Origin of the sequence: Inquilinus sp. CA228, from assembly GCF_052078665.1 — a bacterium.
GTDB lineage: Bacteria > Pseudomonadota > Alphaproteobacteria > DSM-16000 > Inquilinaceae > Inquilinus.
Window position 1 is genome coordinate 1 of the sequence record NZ_JBQJIK010000014.1, and the last position, 13,456, is coordinate 13,456.

At 72.4% G+C, this 13,456-nt stretch carries 12 protein-coding genes; 7 read left to right on the forward strand and 5 right to left on the reverse strand.

Features of this window, described 5'->3' with window-relative positions; translation table 11 throughout:
* The 5 genes from ACTOWL_RS08765 to ACTOWL_RS08785 all read right to left on the reverse strand — a co-directional run.
* Positions 1–3,849: hypothetical protein (locus ACTOWL_RS08765; protein ID WP_441320828.1), on the reverse strand; the 3,849-nt coding region annotated here is incomplete at its 3' end.
* Between the two features lie 269 nt (positions 3,850–4,118).
* Positions 4,119–5,231 carry an ABC transporter substrate-binding protein gene (locus ACTOWL_RS08770; RefSeq protein WP_441320829.1) on the reverse strand — a complete coding sequence of 371 codons (1,113 nt, stop codon included), beginning with the start codon at positions 5,229–5,231 and terminating at the stop codon, positions 4,119–4,121.
* Positions 5,232–5,290: 59 nt separating this feature from the next.
* The gene (locus ACTOWL_RS08775) at positions 5,291–5,536 is read right to left on the reverse strand and encodes a hypothetical protein (protein ID WP_441320830.1); all 246 of its coding nucleotides are present in this window, start codon (positions 5,534–5,536) and stop codon (positions 5,291–5,293) included.
* Positions 5,537–5,760: 224 nt separating this feature from the next.
* Positions 5,761–6,396, reverse strand: a complete 636-nt coding sequence (locus tag ACTOWL_RS08780) for an NrsF family protein (protein ID WP_441320831.1) — start codon at positions 6,394–6,396, stop codon at positions 5,761–5,763.
* The gene (locus ACTOWL_RS08785; protein WP_441320832.1) at positions 6,393–6,950 is read right to left on the reverse strand and encodes a sigma-70 family RNA polymerase sigma factor; all 558 of its coding nucleotides are present in this window, start codon (positions 6,948–6,950) and stop codon (positions 6,393–6,395) included. Before ACTOWL_RS08785 ends, ACTOWL_RS08780 begins: the two co-directional genes overlap by 4 nt.
* A 391-nt stretch (positions 6,951–7,341) precedes the next feature.
* Between ACTOWL_RS08785 and ACTOWL_RS08790 the strand changes: the two genes are divergently transcribed.
* The 7 genes from ACTOWL_RS08790 to ACTOWL_RS08820 are packed head-to-tail and all read left to right on the forward strand — an operon-like array spanning position 7,342 to position 13,456.
* Positions 7,342–8,673 (forward strand): hypothetical protein, encoded by a 1,332-nt coding sequence (locus ACTOWL_RS08790; protein ID WP_441320833.1) that lies wholly within the window; start codon positions 7,342–7,344, stop codon positions 8,671–8,673.
* A gap of 21 nt (positions 8,674–8,694) precedes the next feature.
* On the forward strand, positions 8,695–9,198 hold the full coding sequence (locus ACTOWL_RS08795; RefSeq protein ID WP_441320834.1) for a YqhR family membrane protein: 504 nt from the start codon (positions 8,695–8,697) through the stop codon (positions 9,196–9,198).
* Entirely contained in the window at positions 9,199–10,809 is a 1,611-nt protein-coding gene (locus ACTOWL_RS08800) for a thiamine pyrophosphate-binding protein (protein ID WP_441320835.1), read from the forward strand. It abuts the gene before it with no gap.
* Positions 10,787–11,968: an OpgC family protein gene (locus ACTOWL_RS08805; RefSeq protein WP_441320836.1), complete on the forward strand. Its 1,182-nt coding sequence runs from the start codon at positions 10,787–10,789 to the stop codon at positions 11,966–11,968. Before ACTOWL_RS08800 ends, ACTOWL_RS08805 begins: the two co-directional genes overlap by 23 nt.
* Positions 11,968–12,825 (forward strand): alpha/beta hydrolase family esterase, encoded by an 858-nt coding sequence (locus ACTOWL_RS08810; protein ID WP_441320837.1) that lies wholly within the window; start codon positions 11,968–11,970, stop codon positions 12,823–12,825. Before ACTOWL_RS08805 ends, ACTOWL_RS08810 begins: the two co-directional genes overlap by 1 nt.
* The gene (locus tag ACTOWL_RS08815; RefSeq protein WP_441320838.1) at positions 12,822–12,956 is read left to right on the forward strand and encodes a hypothetical protein; all 135 of its coding nucleotides are present in this window, start codon (positions 12,822–12,824) and stop codon (positions 12,954–12,956) included. The genes ACTOWL_RS08810 and ACTOWL_RS08815 overlap by 4 nt, the downstream gene beginning before the upstream one ends.
* A 26-nt stretch (positions 12,957–12,982) precedes the next feature.
* Positions 12,983–13,456, forward strand: coding sequence for a YHS domain-containing (seleno)protein (locus tag ACTOWL_RS08820; RefSeq protein WP_441320839.1), 474 nt, complete (start codon positions 12,983–12,985; stop codon positions 13,454–13,456).

Here is a 13,456-nt window from a genome sequence, read left to right on the forward strand (position 1 = left end):
GGCCTCGCCATCGGCCACGCCCTTGCCGAAGCCGGCTTCGAGCCCGGGCTGGCCGTCGCCCGATCGCGCCAGCCAGACCCGCAGCCGGTCGCGCTGCGTCGGGGGCGGCGGCAGGGTCGCGGCCTCGCCGGCGGCGAGGTCCAGCACCGTGGTCCGCGACGGGTCGGTGGCCAGCGGCACCAGAATCGGCTTCGCCGGCTGCGCCGTGCGCCCGAGCAGCCACAGCCGGTCGGATTGCGGCGCCAGCACGGGCGCGGTCAGCGGCCGCAGCGCCCGGCCGGGGGCCGAGCCCTGCCACAGGCCGCCATCGAGATCGGCGCCGTCGACCCGCTCCAGCCCGGCGCCGGGGGCGGCGACCAGGGCGGTGGCCAGGGTCTGCGGCATGCCGTCCAGCGGCAGCGGCGCCAGGGCGACCGGGCCAGGTTTCTGGGGTTGGGCGTCGACCACGCGGGCGGCGAAGCGCACCGGCTCGCCGCCGCCATCGACGGTCCAGACCGAGGCGCGCCACGGCCGGGAGGTGTCGTCATCGGCCGGCACGGCGACGACGGGGGCGAGGCCGCGATCGAGCGCCACGCTGGCCCAGGCGCCGTCCGCGCCCTGGCGCTCCAGCGACAGGGTGAGCTCGGCGGAGGAGCTGGCGGCGGCGACCATCAGGCTGCCGGCGGCGGCTGCCGGCATGGCCAGGCGATGCACCGTCGGCCCCGTCAGCTCGACCGTGCCGGAGGGCTGCGCCGCGGCCGTGGCGCCGTCCTCGGCCGGCAGCGACAGCCGCAGCTCGGTGGTCGGCTGCGATCCGTCATAGTCCTCGGAGTCGTCCGAGCCGTCGCTCGAGGAGGCTGCCTCGACCGGGGCCAGGTCCAGGCTGTAGCGGCCGGCCGGCAGGTATTGCGACACGGCGATGTTCCAGTCGCCGTCGCGGTCGTCGAAGCGGCCCAGCACCTGGCCCTGGGCATCGCGCAGCACGGCCTTGACGTCGAGGGCGCCGAAGCTGGTCAGGCTGACCACCCGGTCGGTCGCGATGCTGAACGGCACGGTCGTGGGCAGCGAAATCTCGCGCGCCCTGCCCGGCTGCAGCTCGTCGGCGTGCAGCGTCACGGTGTAGTCCAGCCGGTCGTTGCGGCCCAGGCTGGTCGCCTCGACCCGGTAGCGCCCGGCCGGCAGCTCGCCGGCGAAGGCGGCACTGCCGCTGAACCGGGCCACAGCCGCGGCCTCGGGCGTGTCCAGCCGGCGCAGCTCGGCGACCATGCCCTCGCCGATGGTCAGGGTGGTCTTGGCCGGTCCGGCCAGGGTGAAATCCCACCGGTCCGGCGTGCGCGGATCGCCGCGCCCCGCCGGCTCGCGCCACTGGAAGACCTGGTCGGCGTCGAAGGGCAGCGGGTGCGGGCCATGGCCCTCCAGCGCGACCTCGGGCTCGATCCGGGTCAGGCGGGCGACCACGCGGGTGTCGACCGCCTCGGGCAGGATCATCAGGCGGTAGCGGCCGGCGGCCAGCTCCTGCTCCAGCCCCGACAGGTCGCCGGCGGCCAGCAGCGGCCAGCCCTCGGCATCCTCCAGCCGGGCGGTGAAGCTGCGGTCCAGGCCCAGGATCTCCAGCCGGTACGAACCGTCGGCCGGGATCTCGATCGGGAACAGGATGCCATTGCCGGCGGGCAGGGAGGCGCGGACGGTGCCGGCGGGCACCAGCGCGGCGCCGGACAGCATCGGGGTGGGGCGGGCGGTGATGCCCAGCCGGCCGGTGCCGTCCTCCGCCCTGGCGGTGACGCGGTAGCGGCCGGCCCGCAGATACTGCTGCAGCAGCATGTTCTGGCCGGCGCCGTTGGCCAAAGCCTCGCCCAGCGAGGCGACGAAGGGCGTGCCGATCGACCCGCTGGTGCGCAGCCGGCCAAGCGTCTCGACCCGGTACAGGCCGCCATCGGCGACGGTCAGGGCGAAGCTGCGCTCGGCCTCCCGGTCCAGGTCGAACCAGGCGGGCTGGCCGGCCTGCAGCGCGGTCAGCGGCGGCGGGGGGGTGACGGCCGGATCCGGCAGCGGCGCCGCGGGCAGCCGCCAGGACAGGATCGTGGTGCGCGGCTTGTCCGGGGCCGGCAGCGTCAGGTCGGCCCCGGTGGCGCTGGCCTTGACCGGCGCGGGCTTCAGCGCGGTGGTGCCGGTGCCGACCTCGGTCTGCAGCAGCGTGCCCTCCGCCGGATGCGTCAGCGACAGGCTCAGCGCCTCCCCGGCGCCCTGGGTTACGGCCAGCGGCCCGTCGGCGAGGTCGAGCGGCCAGGGCCGGGCCGACAGCGCGGTCCGCGCCTGGGGGCCGCTGTTGGTGATCAGCCGCAGGGTGTGGCCGTCCGCCAGCTCCTGCCGGCCGAAGCCGACCACCGGATCGGCCGGCTGCTGCGGCCGGTTGTCCTGCGGCGCCAGGCCGGGCGGGCCGATGGTGAGGTCGAGGATGCCGGTGGCGCCGTCGACCGGGTTCAGCTTCAGCACGTACCAGCCGGCCGCCAGGTCCCAGGATGGGGCGGGGCCGTCGGTGCGGGCGGCCAGCACATCGCCGCTCGGCACGGTGATCGACGGCCGGATGGCCGGGCCGTCGCTGCGCACGGCGATCGGGCCGGGGGCGGTCACCTGCAGCAGCAGCGTGCTGGCACCCCGCAGGTTGAAGCGCTGGCGCCAGGCCGCGCCCGGGCCGATCTGCGGAGCGTTGCCGGCGACGGTGACGGCCGGCTTGTCCCGCTCGGTGCGGATCAGCGCCAGGGTGGCGGGCAGCTCGTCGCCGCCGAAGCCCGCGGTCGGGGCCGAGAGCCACCACGACCCGGCCTCGGAGATGCTCATGCCGCTCGGCGATTCGATCGCCCGCAGTTGGAAGGCCTGGCCGGCCGCGCCGGTCAGCTCGACGACGCGGTCCCCGGGGGTCTGCGACGCCACCGAGTTGGCCGAGGTCGTCGGCTCACGGCTCTTCATGACGATCGCGCCGCCGGAGACGACGCTGGTGCCGTCCAGCACCCGCAGCCCGGCCGGGGCGGAGGCGGGCAGGGCCAGGCGGAACAGCCGGGCGCCGCCGTCGACCCGGTACAGGTCGCGGCCGAACGGCCCGATCGTGCCGCCGACCCAGCCGGCCAGCAGCGCGTCGGCAGCGCCGAAGCGGATGTGGAAGGGCTGGGCGGTGTCGCCGTCGGCCCAGGCCGCGGCCGGGCCGCCATAGGCGGTGACCAGGTAGGTGCCGGGCTCGAGGGTGCCTTCGAAGGTGACGTCGGTCATCGGGTGGCCGGCCACCGGCTCGATGATCCGCATCCGCCCGGTCTGCGGCACCAGGCCGGTGCCGTTCCGCCAGAAGCGCAGATCGGCCAGGCTGCGGCCCGCCGCCTCCAGCCGCAGGAAGCCCGGCGCCTCGACGGCGACCCAGAAGGACCGTTGCTGCAGGTCGGTCAAGGTCGTGCTCTGCACCACGCCGTCGCGCGGGCGCAGGCCCGGCGCCTCGGCCTCACGGAAGGGCGCCACCGTCAGCGCGGTCTCGCCCTCGGCCCCCTTGGCGCCGAACAGCCGCAGCTTGTAGGTGCCGACATCGAGCAGCACATCCAGCCGCCCGTCCGTGGCGCCGGCGTCGCCCGACAGCTCGGACGGGCCGGTCAGCATGTCGACCAGCTGGATCGCCACGCCGCTCTGGCTGCGCACGCGGATCGAGAACCGGCCGGGCTGCAGCACGCGCAGCAGGGTGTCGTGCTGGCCGGCGGCGGGAAACTTGTCCTGGTCGACGGTGGCGGCCGCGGCCGGTGGCGCCGCGGGGGGCGCGGCCTGCGCCAAAGCGGGCGGGGCGGCGAGGGCGGCCAGCAGGCCCAGCAGCTTGATCCAACGACGGGCATTCATGGCGTCACCCCCCAGTCCGGATCGTCGGACCGCCTCGGCTCCACCATTGTGTCAATGGGATTCGTGGCATTTCGATGATCCTCGCCGCGGCGCGTCGTCGAGATGACGCCGCCACCGCCCCGGGCGACCTTCGCCCGAAGCCGCGCAGCCTGAGCGACGCGATCACGACGCTCAACGACCCCGGCCAGCCGGAGGCCGCCCGGCTGCAAGGTCATTGCGGATCGCGTCGGCATCATGGCCTTTGTCCGGGGTCGGGCCTCCGTGCTCTCTCAGCCGGCGTGGAGGATCCGAAAGCGATCGGGTTGCGCCGGATCTCGATCAACGACCTGGATTGGCGTCCAAGCCCATTGCCAAACGCTGATGCCTGGCGTGCGGGAGAACCGGATCTGCCCGCGGGTGCCTTCAACTGCAACGCGCGGCCAGGATTCGGCAATGCGCGCCCGGTCCACGCCGTGAGACCGCAGCATATCGGTGAGGACGGCGACCGTGTCGTAGCCCTCGAAGGCGACGAAGGAGGGCGCTTCGCCCAGCCGCTCGCGGAGGGCCGTCTCGACTCGTGCACCGAGTGGGCTGAGGCGCTCGGGCAGGTAGCGCAGGAACGGGATCGCGGTGCCGTCATCGCCCAGCAACGTCGCCCATTCGGCGAACTCCGGTTGCCCGGCCGGAGCACCGATCATGATCCCGGCGAGGCGCGGGTCGTGGCGGACGGACCTGACGATCGACACGGCCGGCTCCGGGTGGCCGACCAGGAGAAGAAGGGCTGTCGCGCGATTGTCGACGAGTTCGTCGCACACCGCCGTGGGGGCGAGCGAGCGCAGGTCGAGTTCGATGACGGTGCCGCCGCGTGGAGCGAGGGTGTCCCGCAGAATGCGGGCCCCGGATGCCCAGTAGACGCTCGGCTGGGCTGCTACGGCGATTCGACGGTGGCCCGCGCCGAGGAGGAAGTCTGCGTAGATCTGCCAGCCGTGGGACTGCGCCGGGGCGAGGCGCGCGACCCATGTCGCTGGCTGTTCGGTGAGCGCGTCGAGAACCGCCGACGAGCAGAGGAACGGCAGGCCGAGGGCGTCGGCCCTGGCAGCAGCGGCGCGAGCGACGACGCTGTGATACTCCCCCGCCAAGGCGGCCACGCCCAGGCGAGCCAATTCATCGACGGCCGCCACGGCCCTCTGTGGATCAGCCGCGGTGTCTCGGACCACCAGCTCGAGTGGTCTTCCGACGATCCCGCCGGCGTCATTGACGTCGCAAACGGCCAGCTCGAGTCCGGCGAGCAAATGTCGGCCGGCCTCGACCCAGCCAGGCCGAGTCAGCGGAACCAGAGCGCCGATCCGGACGGCTGAATCGTCAGCCCGCTCTGCTCCAGGCGGCGACGGTGGCGTCTGCATGCGTCGGCGTCTCCCGGGTGACGATTTGGGTGCAGTATGCCCGGATCGCAGAGTGAACGTCAGCGGCGCGGCGAGTGGCCGAGCCGGGAATGGCCAGCTTCGGCGCCCGCCTGCCACAAAATGGCACCTTGGCGGGAGATCAAAGGCTGTTCACCGATGGCTTGTAGCGCGCCTGCACGAGATATCCGGTGGCTTTGCTGAAATGTCGTTCCATTGCCTTGGCCGCAGCCTTCGGATTTCGCATCGCAATCGCCTCGGCAACCAACCGCGGTGATCCGCGCCGCCAACTTGTGATTCTCGATCACTTCTTCCTTTTCGGCACGCGTTTCCCGGGTGCTCCAGGCTGCGCTACACCCAGGCCGTGCGGGCCGGCAGCATGGTCTATGTCTCGGGTACGGCGAGTCTCGACGCGGAGTTCAATCTCCTTCATCCGGGCGATCTCCTCGCTCAAATCAAATTCATCTACCAGAAGACAATCAGGGTCATCGCGGCCAGGAACAGGGTCCCGAGGCTGCGTATCCGTGCATCCCTACCAGCGCAGCCAGCGCCGGCCCGCCAGGGTGCCGATCAGCACCACGATCCCGGTCGCCAGCGTGTACCAGGTGGCGACGAAGAACGGGCTGTCGTCGGGGCAATGCGCGGCGTAGAAGGTCGCGGCGATGCCGCTGGCCACCAGCCCGGCGACCGCGCCGGCCAGGCCCGGCCGCCGCGGCGCGCCCTGGCGCAGGGCCAGCAGCAGCAGGGCGAGGGGCCCCAGCGCCATCAGCGGGATATACGTCATGCAGTAGGGCGCATTGGTGCCGATCCACCGGGCGCCCCAGGTCGACATCGGCATCGCCATCATCTCCAGCGCGACCGAGACGGCCAGCAGGATCGGCGCGGCCAGCAGCGCCCAGCGCCAGGCGCCTAGCGGCACGCCCGGCCGCGCCAGGTGCAGGATCAGCCCGGTGGCGGTGACGGCGAGCGCCAGGGTGACGACGAATTTGAACAGGTAGCGGACGGTCTCGACCGCCTGCATCACATCCGGCCGGATGCCGATGCCAAAGAGGAAGATCGCCCCGGCAACGACCGCGCCGCCGGCCATGGCGGCGGCCACCGCGCGGCCGAGCGGCCAGCGGATGGGCGCGTCCTGCGCCAGGGCGATGATGAGGTCGTCGGTCTTCACCCGGGTTCACTCCGATACAAGGCGGCCAAGGCCTTCAGCGCACGGTGCAGCGCCACGCGCACGGCGCCTTCGGTCATGCTGAGGCGGCTGGCGGTCTCGCGCACGCTGCCGCCCTCGACCGAGATCGAGCGCACGATGTCGCGCTGCTGGTCCTTCAGCTGCGACAGCAGGCGTTCGACGTCGCGCTGCTCCAGCCCGTCCGGCGGCGAATCCGCCTCCAAAGTGTCGATCACATCCTCGATCGGCACGTCGACATGGCGGCCGCGCCGGCGCAGCGCGTCGATCATCTTGTTGCGCACGATCACCGAGATCCACGGCCCGATCGGCCGCGACTGGTCCCAGGATCCGCGTTTCAGATGGATCGCCAGCAGCACCTCCTGCACCACGTCCTCGGCATCGCTGGCCGAGCCGCCGAACAGGGTGCCGCGCCGCCGCGCCATGGCGCGGAGATGCGGCGTCACCGCCTGCAGGAACAGGCGATAGGCACCGGCGTCGCCCGAGATCGCGGCCCGCATCCATGTCGCCCACTGCTCCTCCCGCAAGGGATCATTCACGCGTCATCACCTCATACGGCTCCGGTTCCGGATTCGTTACAGAGGGCCGGGCGGTTCTGCGGACGGCATCAGAAAAATTTTCCCAGGCGGTGTAATACCAGCCGCCCGACCGCCGAAGAAGTCGTCACAAGCCCGTTGCGGCGTGCCTCTTCTGCGGAACATCCGATGGATCGTCTCCTGCTTCTTCTTGCCCCGAGGGTCGCTGATCCGGCGACGACCCATCCTGCCGGCCCAGCCGGCTCCTCTGCATTGCAGTCGAGGGTCGCAACCCGGGACGGCTGAGCCCCGCCAGACACTGCCGCCAATCAACCTTTCGAACCGATGTGCCGCCGCGTCGCCCGATCGACGCCACAGTCGAGCCTTGCCCGAATGGGCGAGAAAGGACTTGCCGATGGACGCCTTCGACCTGTCGACCAGCTCCGCCAGCGCCGATGCCACCCTGGCCTTCGACGAGGCGGTGCGCGGCCTCGCGGCCCACCGGCCCTCGACCGGCGTCGCCTTGGGCCGGGCGCTGGAAGCCGACCCGGACCATGTCCCGGCCCTGGCGCTGAAGGGCTTCGCCAATCTGATCCTGGCCCGCGAGGAGCTGGCGACTCCCGCACGGGAAGCGCTGGCGGCGGCCCGGCGGGCCCTGGCGGCGAAGGATGGCGGCACCGCCGACGAACGGGCCCTGGTCGAGGCCCTTGCCTATGCTGCCGAAGACCGCTTCACCCAGGCCGCCGACTGCCTGGACATCCGTTTTGCCGACCGGCCGGCGACCTTCCTGCCGTTCAAGATCGCGCATGCGCTGCGCTTCATGCTGGGCGATGCCGCGGGCATGCTGGCTGCCTCGCAGCGGATGATCGCTGTGTGGTCGCCCGACCGCCCGGCCGCCGGCTTCCTGCTGGGCTGCCACGCCTTCGCCGTCGAGGAGCACGGCGCCTATGCCGCCGCCGAGGCCTATGGCCGGCAGGCGGTGGCGATGGAGCCGGACGACGCCTGGGGGCTGCACGCGGTCTCGCATGTCCACGAGATGCGGGGCGAAACCGCCGCCGGCGTCGAGTGGCTGGAGGGCAGCCGCGCCAGCTGGTCCCGCTGCAACAACTTCAGCTTCCACATGGCCTGGCATCTGGCGCTGCTGCATCTCGAGCGCGGCGACCACGAGCGCGTGCTGCGCCTCTATGACCAGGAGGTGCGGCCGACCGCGACCGACGATGTCCGCGACGTCGCCAACGCCGTGTCGCTGCTGTGGCGGCTGGAGCGGCTGGGCGTCGATGTCGGCGGCCGCTGGGCCGATTTGGCGGAGATCGCGCGGAAGCGCCGGGCCGACACCACCCTGGTCTTCGCCGCGCTGCACACCCTGATCGCCCTGGTCGCGCTCGGCGACCGGCCGGCGGCGGCGGAGCTGGTGATGGCGCTGCAGGTCCGCGCCCAGGGCAGCGGCGACCAGGCCCGGGTCGCGGCCGATCTCGGCCTGCCCCTGGCTCGCGTGATCACCGGGCTGGGCGGGGAGCGCGGCGCGCTCGACCGCCTCGCCGCCGCCCTGCCGCAGATCGGCGGCAGCAATGCGCAGCGCGACCTGTTCGTCCTGGCCCTGGCCGAGACCGCATCTCGGCGCGGCGACACCCCGGCGCTGCGGGCGATCGGCGATGCCCGCCGCCGCCTGAAGGCCGAGGACCGCCTGATCACGGCGGTCGACGGCCGCGCCCTGTCCCCTGCGGCCCGCCTCTGGGCCCAACGCTGAGTTCGACTGGAGATCCCCATCATGACCATGACCCAGACATCCGATACGCCGCTGTTTCCCGCGGTCACCGGCCGCCTCGTCCCGACCATCCTGCTCGCCGGCATCGCCGCCGATGTGACCTGGGAGATCTGGGCCCGCGGCATCACGCCCTTCCTGGTCGGCGGCCCGCTGGAGCCCGCGGCCCTGGTGCAGTCGGTGTTCGGTTTCCAGAGCTGGGCGGCGGCGGAGCTGATCCACGCCATCACCGGCATCGTGTTCTACCCGATCGGCTACCTGTTCATCGCCCGGCCGCTGCAGCGCCGGATCCTGCCGCAGCTGCCGCTGGTGCTGACCGGCATCGGCTTCGGCATCGGCCTCTGGGTCTTCGCCCTCTACGTCATGGCCCACATCTTCGCCGGCCTGCCCGCTTTCCTCGGCTTCATCCCGCTGACCTGGGCCTCGCTGGTGGGCCACATCCTGTTCGGCCTGGTGGTCGCCTACGTCGTACGCTTCCGCGAGTCCCAACCCGCTGAAAGCGCCCGGTAAATGATCCGCATCGCCGACACGATCGCCGCCACCCTGCACGCCCATGGAGTCCGCCATGCCTTCGGCATGCCGGGCGGCGAGGTCGTGACTCTGATCGACGGGCTGGAGGCGGCGGGCATCCGCTTCCACCTGGCGCGGCACGAGACCGCGGCGGCGATCATGGCCGCCGGCGCCTCGGTGACCACGGCGACGCCGGGCCTGCTGGTGGCGACCGTCGGTCCGGGGCTGGCGAACGCGGTCAACGGCATCGCCGATGCGGCGCAGGAGCATGTGCCGCTGGTCGTAGTCTCCGGCATCGTCGACCGGCCGACCCGGGCCCGCTACACCCATCAGGTGATCGACCATGCCGCGTTGCTGCGGCCGCTGGTCAAGGCCAGCTTCGAGGTCGAGCCGGAAAGCGCCGGCCCGACCGTCGCCCGGGCCCTGGCCATCGCGCTGGCCGAGCCGATGGGGCCGGTGCATCTCGACCTGTCGCCGGCCGTGGCGGCCATGACCGACCCGGCGCCGCGGCCGGTCGCCCCGCCGGTCGTGCTGCGACCGGTGGTCGTGTCGCAGGACCCGGCGATCGCGGCGCTGGCCGACCGCCTGTCGCGGGCGCGGCGGCCGCTGATCCTGGCCGGGCTGGAGGCGGCGCAGAACGGCGCCGGGCCGGCGCTGCTGCGCCTGGCCGAACGGCTCGGCGCGCCGGTGGTCACCACCTACAAGGCCAAGGGGCTGGTACCGGAGGATCATCCTCTGGCGCTCGGCGGCGCCGGGCTGTCGCCGGCCGCGGATGCGGTGCTGCTGCCGCTGTTCGAGCAGGCCGACCTGCTGCTGTTCGTCGGCTACGACCCGATCGAGATGCGGCTCGGCTGGCTCGATCTCGTCTCGGATCCGGCCCGGATCGTCGAGATCACCGCTGCCCCGGCCGACCACGCCATGCACCATGCCGGCACGCGCCTGCTGGCCGCGCCCGCGGCCGCGATCGCCGCTTTGGCCCAGGCGGTCCGCCCCGGCGATGCCTGGACCGGTGGCGAGCCCGCCGTGGCCCGGAAAGCACTGGCCGAACGCTTCGCCGCGCCTGCCGGCTGGGGCCCGCACGCCATCGTCGAGGTGCTGAACCGCGCGGTCAGGGACGACGATCTGGTCACCGTCGATGCCGGCGCCCACCGCATCCTCCTGTCGCAGAAATGGGTCGCGCGGCGGCCGCTGTCGCTGCTGCAATCGGCCGGCTTCTGCACCATGGCCGCGGCCCTGCCTCTGGCGATCGGCGCCAAGGTCGCCGACCCGTCGCGCCGCGTCGTCGCCGTGATGGGCGATGGCGGGCTGGAGATGGGGATCGGCGAGCTCGCGACGCTGCGCGACCTCGGCCTGCCGGTCACCATCGTGCTGTTCCAGGACCGGAGCCTAGCCCTGATCGCCCTGAAGCAGAACTCGGCCGGGCTGGCGCCGCATGGCGTCGGCCTCGGCCTCACCGATTTCGCCACGGTCGCCGCCGGCTTCGGCGGCCATGGCCGCACCGTCACCAGCGCTGCCGAGCTGGCGGCCGAGCTGGCCGCCGCCCGCACCCGCGACCGCTTCACCCTGATCGCCTGCAGGTTCGACGCCGATGCATATCACCAGGCCTTCTGAGCCGCCGGCGCGCGAGGCGCTGTCCAGCGCCATCGTGCCGAAATCCCGGCGCGACCCGCGGCTCGACTTCTTCCGCGGCCTCGGGATGCTGATCATCCTGACCGCCCATATCCCGGACAACACCTGGATCCTGTGGATCCCGGCGCGCTTCGGCTTCTCCGACGCGACTGAGATGTTCGTGTTCCTGTCCGGCATGGCCTCGGCCATCGCCTTCGGCCGGGTGTTCGACCGCGACGGCTTCGCCCGCGGCACCGGCCGCGTCGCCCGCCGGGTCTGGCAGATCTACTGGATCCATGTCGCGGTCTTCGTCGTCATCGCCGCGCTGGCGGCGGCGGCCGGCACCCGGCCGGGCGGCGAGAGCTACATCGTCGAACTGAACCTGCCGCACTTCTTCGCCGACCCGATGGGCCTGCTGCCGCGGTTCCTGGTCCTGGCCTATGTGCCGAACTACTTCGACATCCTGCCGATGTACCTGGTCATCCTGGCGCTGATGCCGGCGATGATCCTGGCCGAGCGGCTGCACAAGGCGCTGCCCTTCGTGCTGATGGCGGCGATCTGGGGCCTGACCCAGGCGCATCTGCTGGACCTGCCGGCCGAGCCCTGGTCGGACCGCAGCTGGTTCTTCGACCCGTTCGGCTGGCAGCTGCTGTTCTATCTCGGCTTCTTCCTGATGCGCCGCACCCTGCCGGCGCCGGGCTTCAGCCGGGCTCTGATCGTCCTGGCCGCGCTCTTCGTCCTGGCGACGGTGCCCTTCGCCTATTACCGCATCCTCGAGGCCTCGCCCTTCTTCGGCGGCTGGGCCCAGGCGCTGGCGCCGCTGACCGACAAGACCCATTTCGGCATCCTGCGGCTGGTGCATTTCCTGGCGCTGGCCTATCTGGCGGTGCAGTTGGTCGGGCCCGGCGGCGCGCGGCTGCAGGGCGCGGCGGTTACGGTCATCTCCAAGGTCGGGCAGCAGACGCTGGCGGTGTTCGTCAGCGGCATGGTCACGGCGCAGCTGCTGGGCATGGCGCTGGACCACACCGGCCGCGATCCGTTTACGGTGGCCGCTGCGAACCTGGCCGGCTTCGGTGTGCTGGTCGTGGTCGCCTATGCGGTCGCCTGGTTCAAGGGGATGCCGGCCCGCACCGCCGGCACGCCCGCGCCGGAGTCGGCATGATGGCCAGGCTCTCGACGCTCCTGACCTGCGCCGCGCTGATCCTGGCCTTGCAGCCCGCGCTCGCGGCCGCGCCCGTGACCGCGACCGAAACCTGCGGCGGCGACGTGCCGTGCCGCGTCGCCGACGGCGAATACCGCATCGCCCTGCCGCCGGGCGGGGCGCCGGCCGGGGTCTATCTGTTCTTCCACGGCTATGAGGGCTCGGCCGCCGACCAGATGCAGGCGACCGATCTGATCGCGGTGGCCCGGGCGCACGGCCTGGCCTTCGCCGCCCCGGACGGGCTCGACCGGACCTGGTCCTTCGCGACCTCGCCCAGCCATGACCGCGACGAGATCCGCTTCGTCGGCGAGGTGCTGGACGACCTGCAGCGCCGCTTCGGTTTCGGCCCGAACCGGGTCGTGGTCGGCGGCTTCTCGCAGGGCGCGTCGATGGCCTGGTACGTGGCCTGCGATCTCGGTGGCCGCGTCGCCGGCGCCGTCACCTTTTCCGGCGTGTTCTGGGACCCGCTGCCGCAGCCCTCCGACTGCCAGGCCGTGCCGCCGCCGCTGGTGCACTTTCACGGCCGCGCCGACCGCACCTTCCCCCTGGCCGGCCGCGCCATCGGCGACCGTTGGCACCAGGGCGACACCTTCCGCAGCCTCGCGGTGCTGGAAGCGCGGGCCGGCTGCCGGCTCGGCACCGACACGCCGGTGACGATCGCCGGCATCGCCTGCGCCCAGGTCCAGGGCTGCGAGCGCGGCCCCATCACCCTGTGCCTGCACGATGGTGGGCATGAGGTGCAGGCCGGCTGGCTGGACGGCGCCCTGAGCGCGCTGAGCCATCCCGTCCTGCCGATCACCAGCGAGGTTCTACCATGACCCGAAGCACCGAGGACCCGAAGCGGTCCGACGATGCCGCCGCCCGCGAACTGGCCCGCAAGGACCGGCGTATCCGCGAGCTGGAGGAGGAGCTGGCCCGGCTGCGCGCCTCTGCGCTGCTGGCCCAGTGACCCCGCAACCCCGAAAGGAGCCCGTCATGTTCCGTCGCACCCTGCTGGCGCTGGCCGCGCTGGCCTGCATCGTCCCCCTGGCCGCCCAGGCGCAGGACGCGTCCCGTCCCGTCAACACGCTGGGGGCGCCGGCCGACCATGTCGCGATCCGCGGCTACGACCCGGTCGCCTATTTCCGCGAGGGCGGTCCGCGCCAGGGCAAGCCCGAATTCGCCGCGCAGCATGACGGCGCCACCTGGTGGTTCGCCAGTGCCGAGGACAAGGCGTTGTTCGAGGCCGATCCGGAGAAGTACATGCCGGCCTTCGGCGGCTTCTGCGCCTATGGCACCTCGCAAGGCTATCTGGTGAAGATCGAGCCGGAAGCCTGGTCGATCGTCGACGGCCGGCTGTACCTGAACTACGACCTCGGCGTCCGCGACACCTGGATCAAGGACACCAAGGGCTATATCGACCAGGCCAACGCGAACTGGCCCAAGCTCGATCGTGACGACATCAAGTAG

Excerpts from the sequence above, each read along its gene's own strand:
- ACTOWL_RS08800 (WP_441320835.1), top strand. The coding sequence starts at position 9,199 with ATGATCCGCATCGCCGACACGATCGCCGCCACCCTGCACGCCCATGGA.
- ACTOWL_RS08790 (WP_441320833.1), top strand. The coding sequence starts at position 7,342 with ATGGACGCCTTCGACCTGTCGACCAGCTCCGCCAGCGCCGATGCCACC.
- ACTOWL_RS08820 (WP_441320839.1), top strand. The coding sequence starts at position 12,983 with ATGTTCCGTCGCACCCTGCTGGCGCTGGCCGCGCTGGCCTGCATCGTC.
- ACTOWL_RS08770 (WP_441320829.1), bottom strand. The coding sequence starts at position 5,231 with ATGCAGACGCCACCGTCGCCGCCTGGAGCAGAGCGGGCTGACGATTCA.
- ACTOWL_RS08810 (WP_441320837.1), top strand. The coding sequence starts at position 11,968 with ATGGCCAGGCTCTCGACGCTCCTGACCTGCGCCGCGCTGATCCTGGCC.
- ACTOWL_RS08805 (WP_441320836.1), top strand. The coding sequence starts at position 10,787 with ATGCATATCACCAGGCCTTCTGAGCCGCCGGCGCGCGAGGCGCTGTCC.
- ACTOWL_RS08795 (WP_441320834.1), top strand. The coding sequence starts at position 8,695 with ATGACCATGACCCAGACATCCGATACGCCGCTGTTTCCCGCGGTCACC.
- ACTOWL_RS08815 (WP_441320838.1), top strand. The coding sequence starts at position 12,822 with ATGACCCGAAGCACCGAGGACCCGAAGCGGTCCGACGATGCCGCCGCC.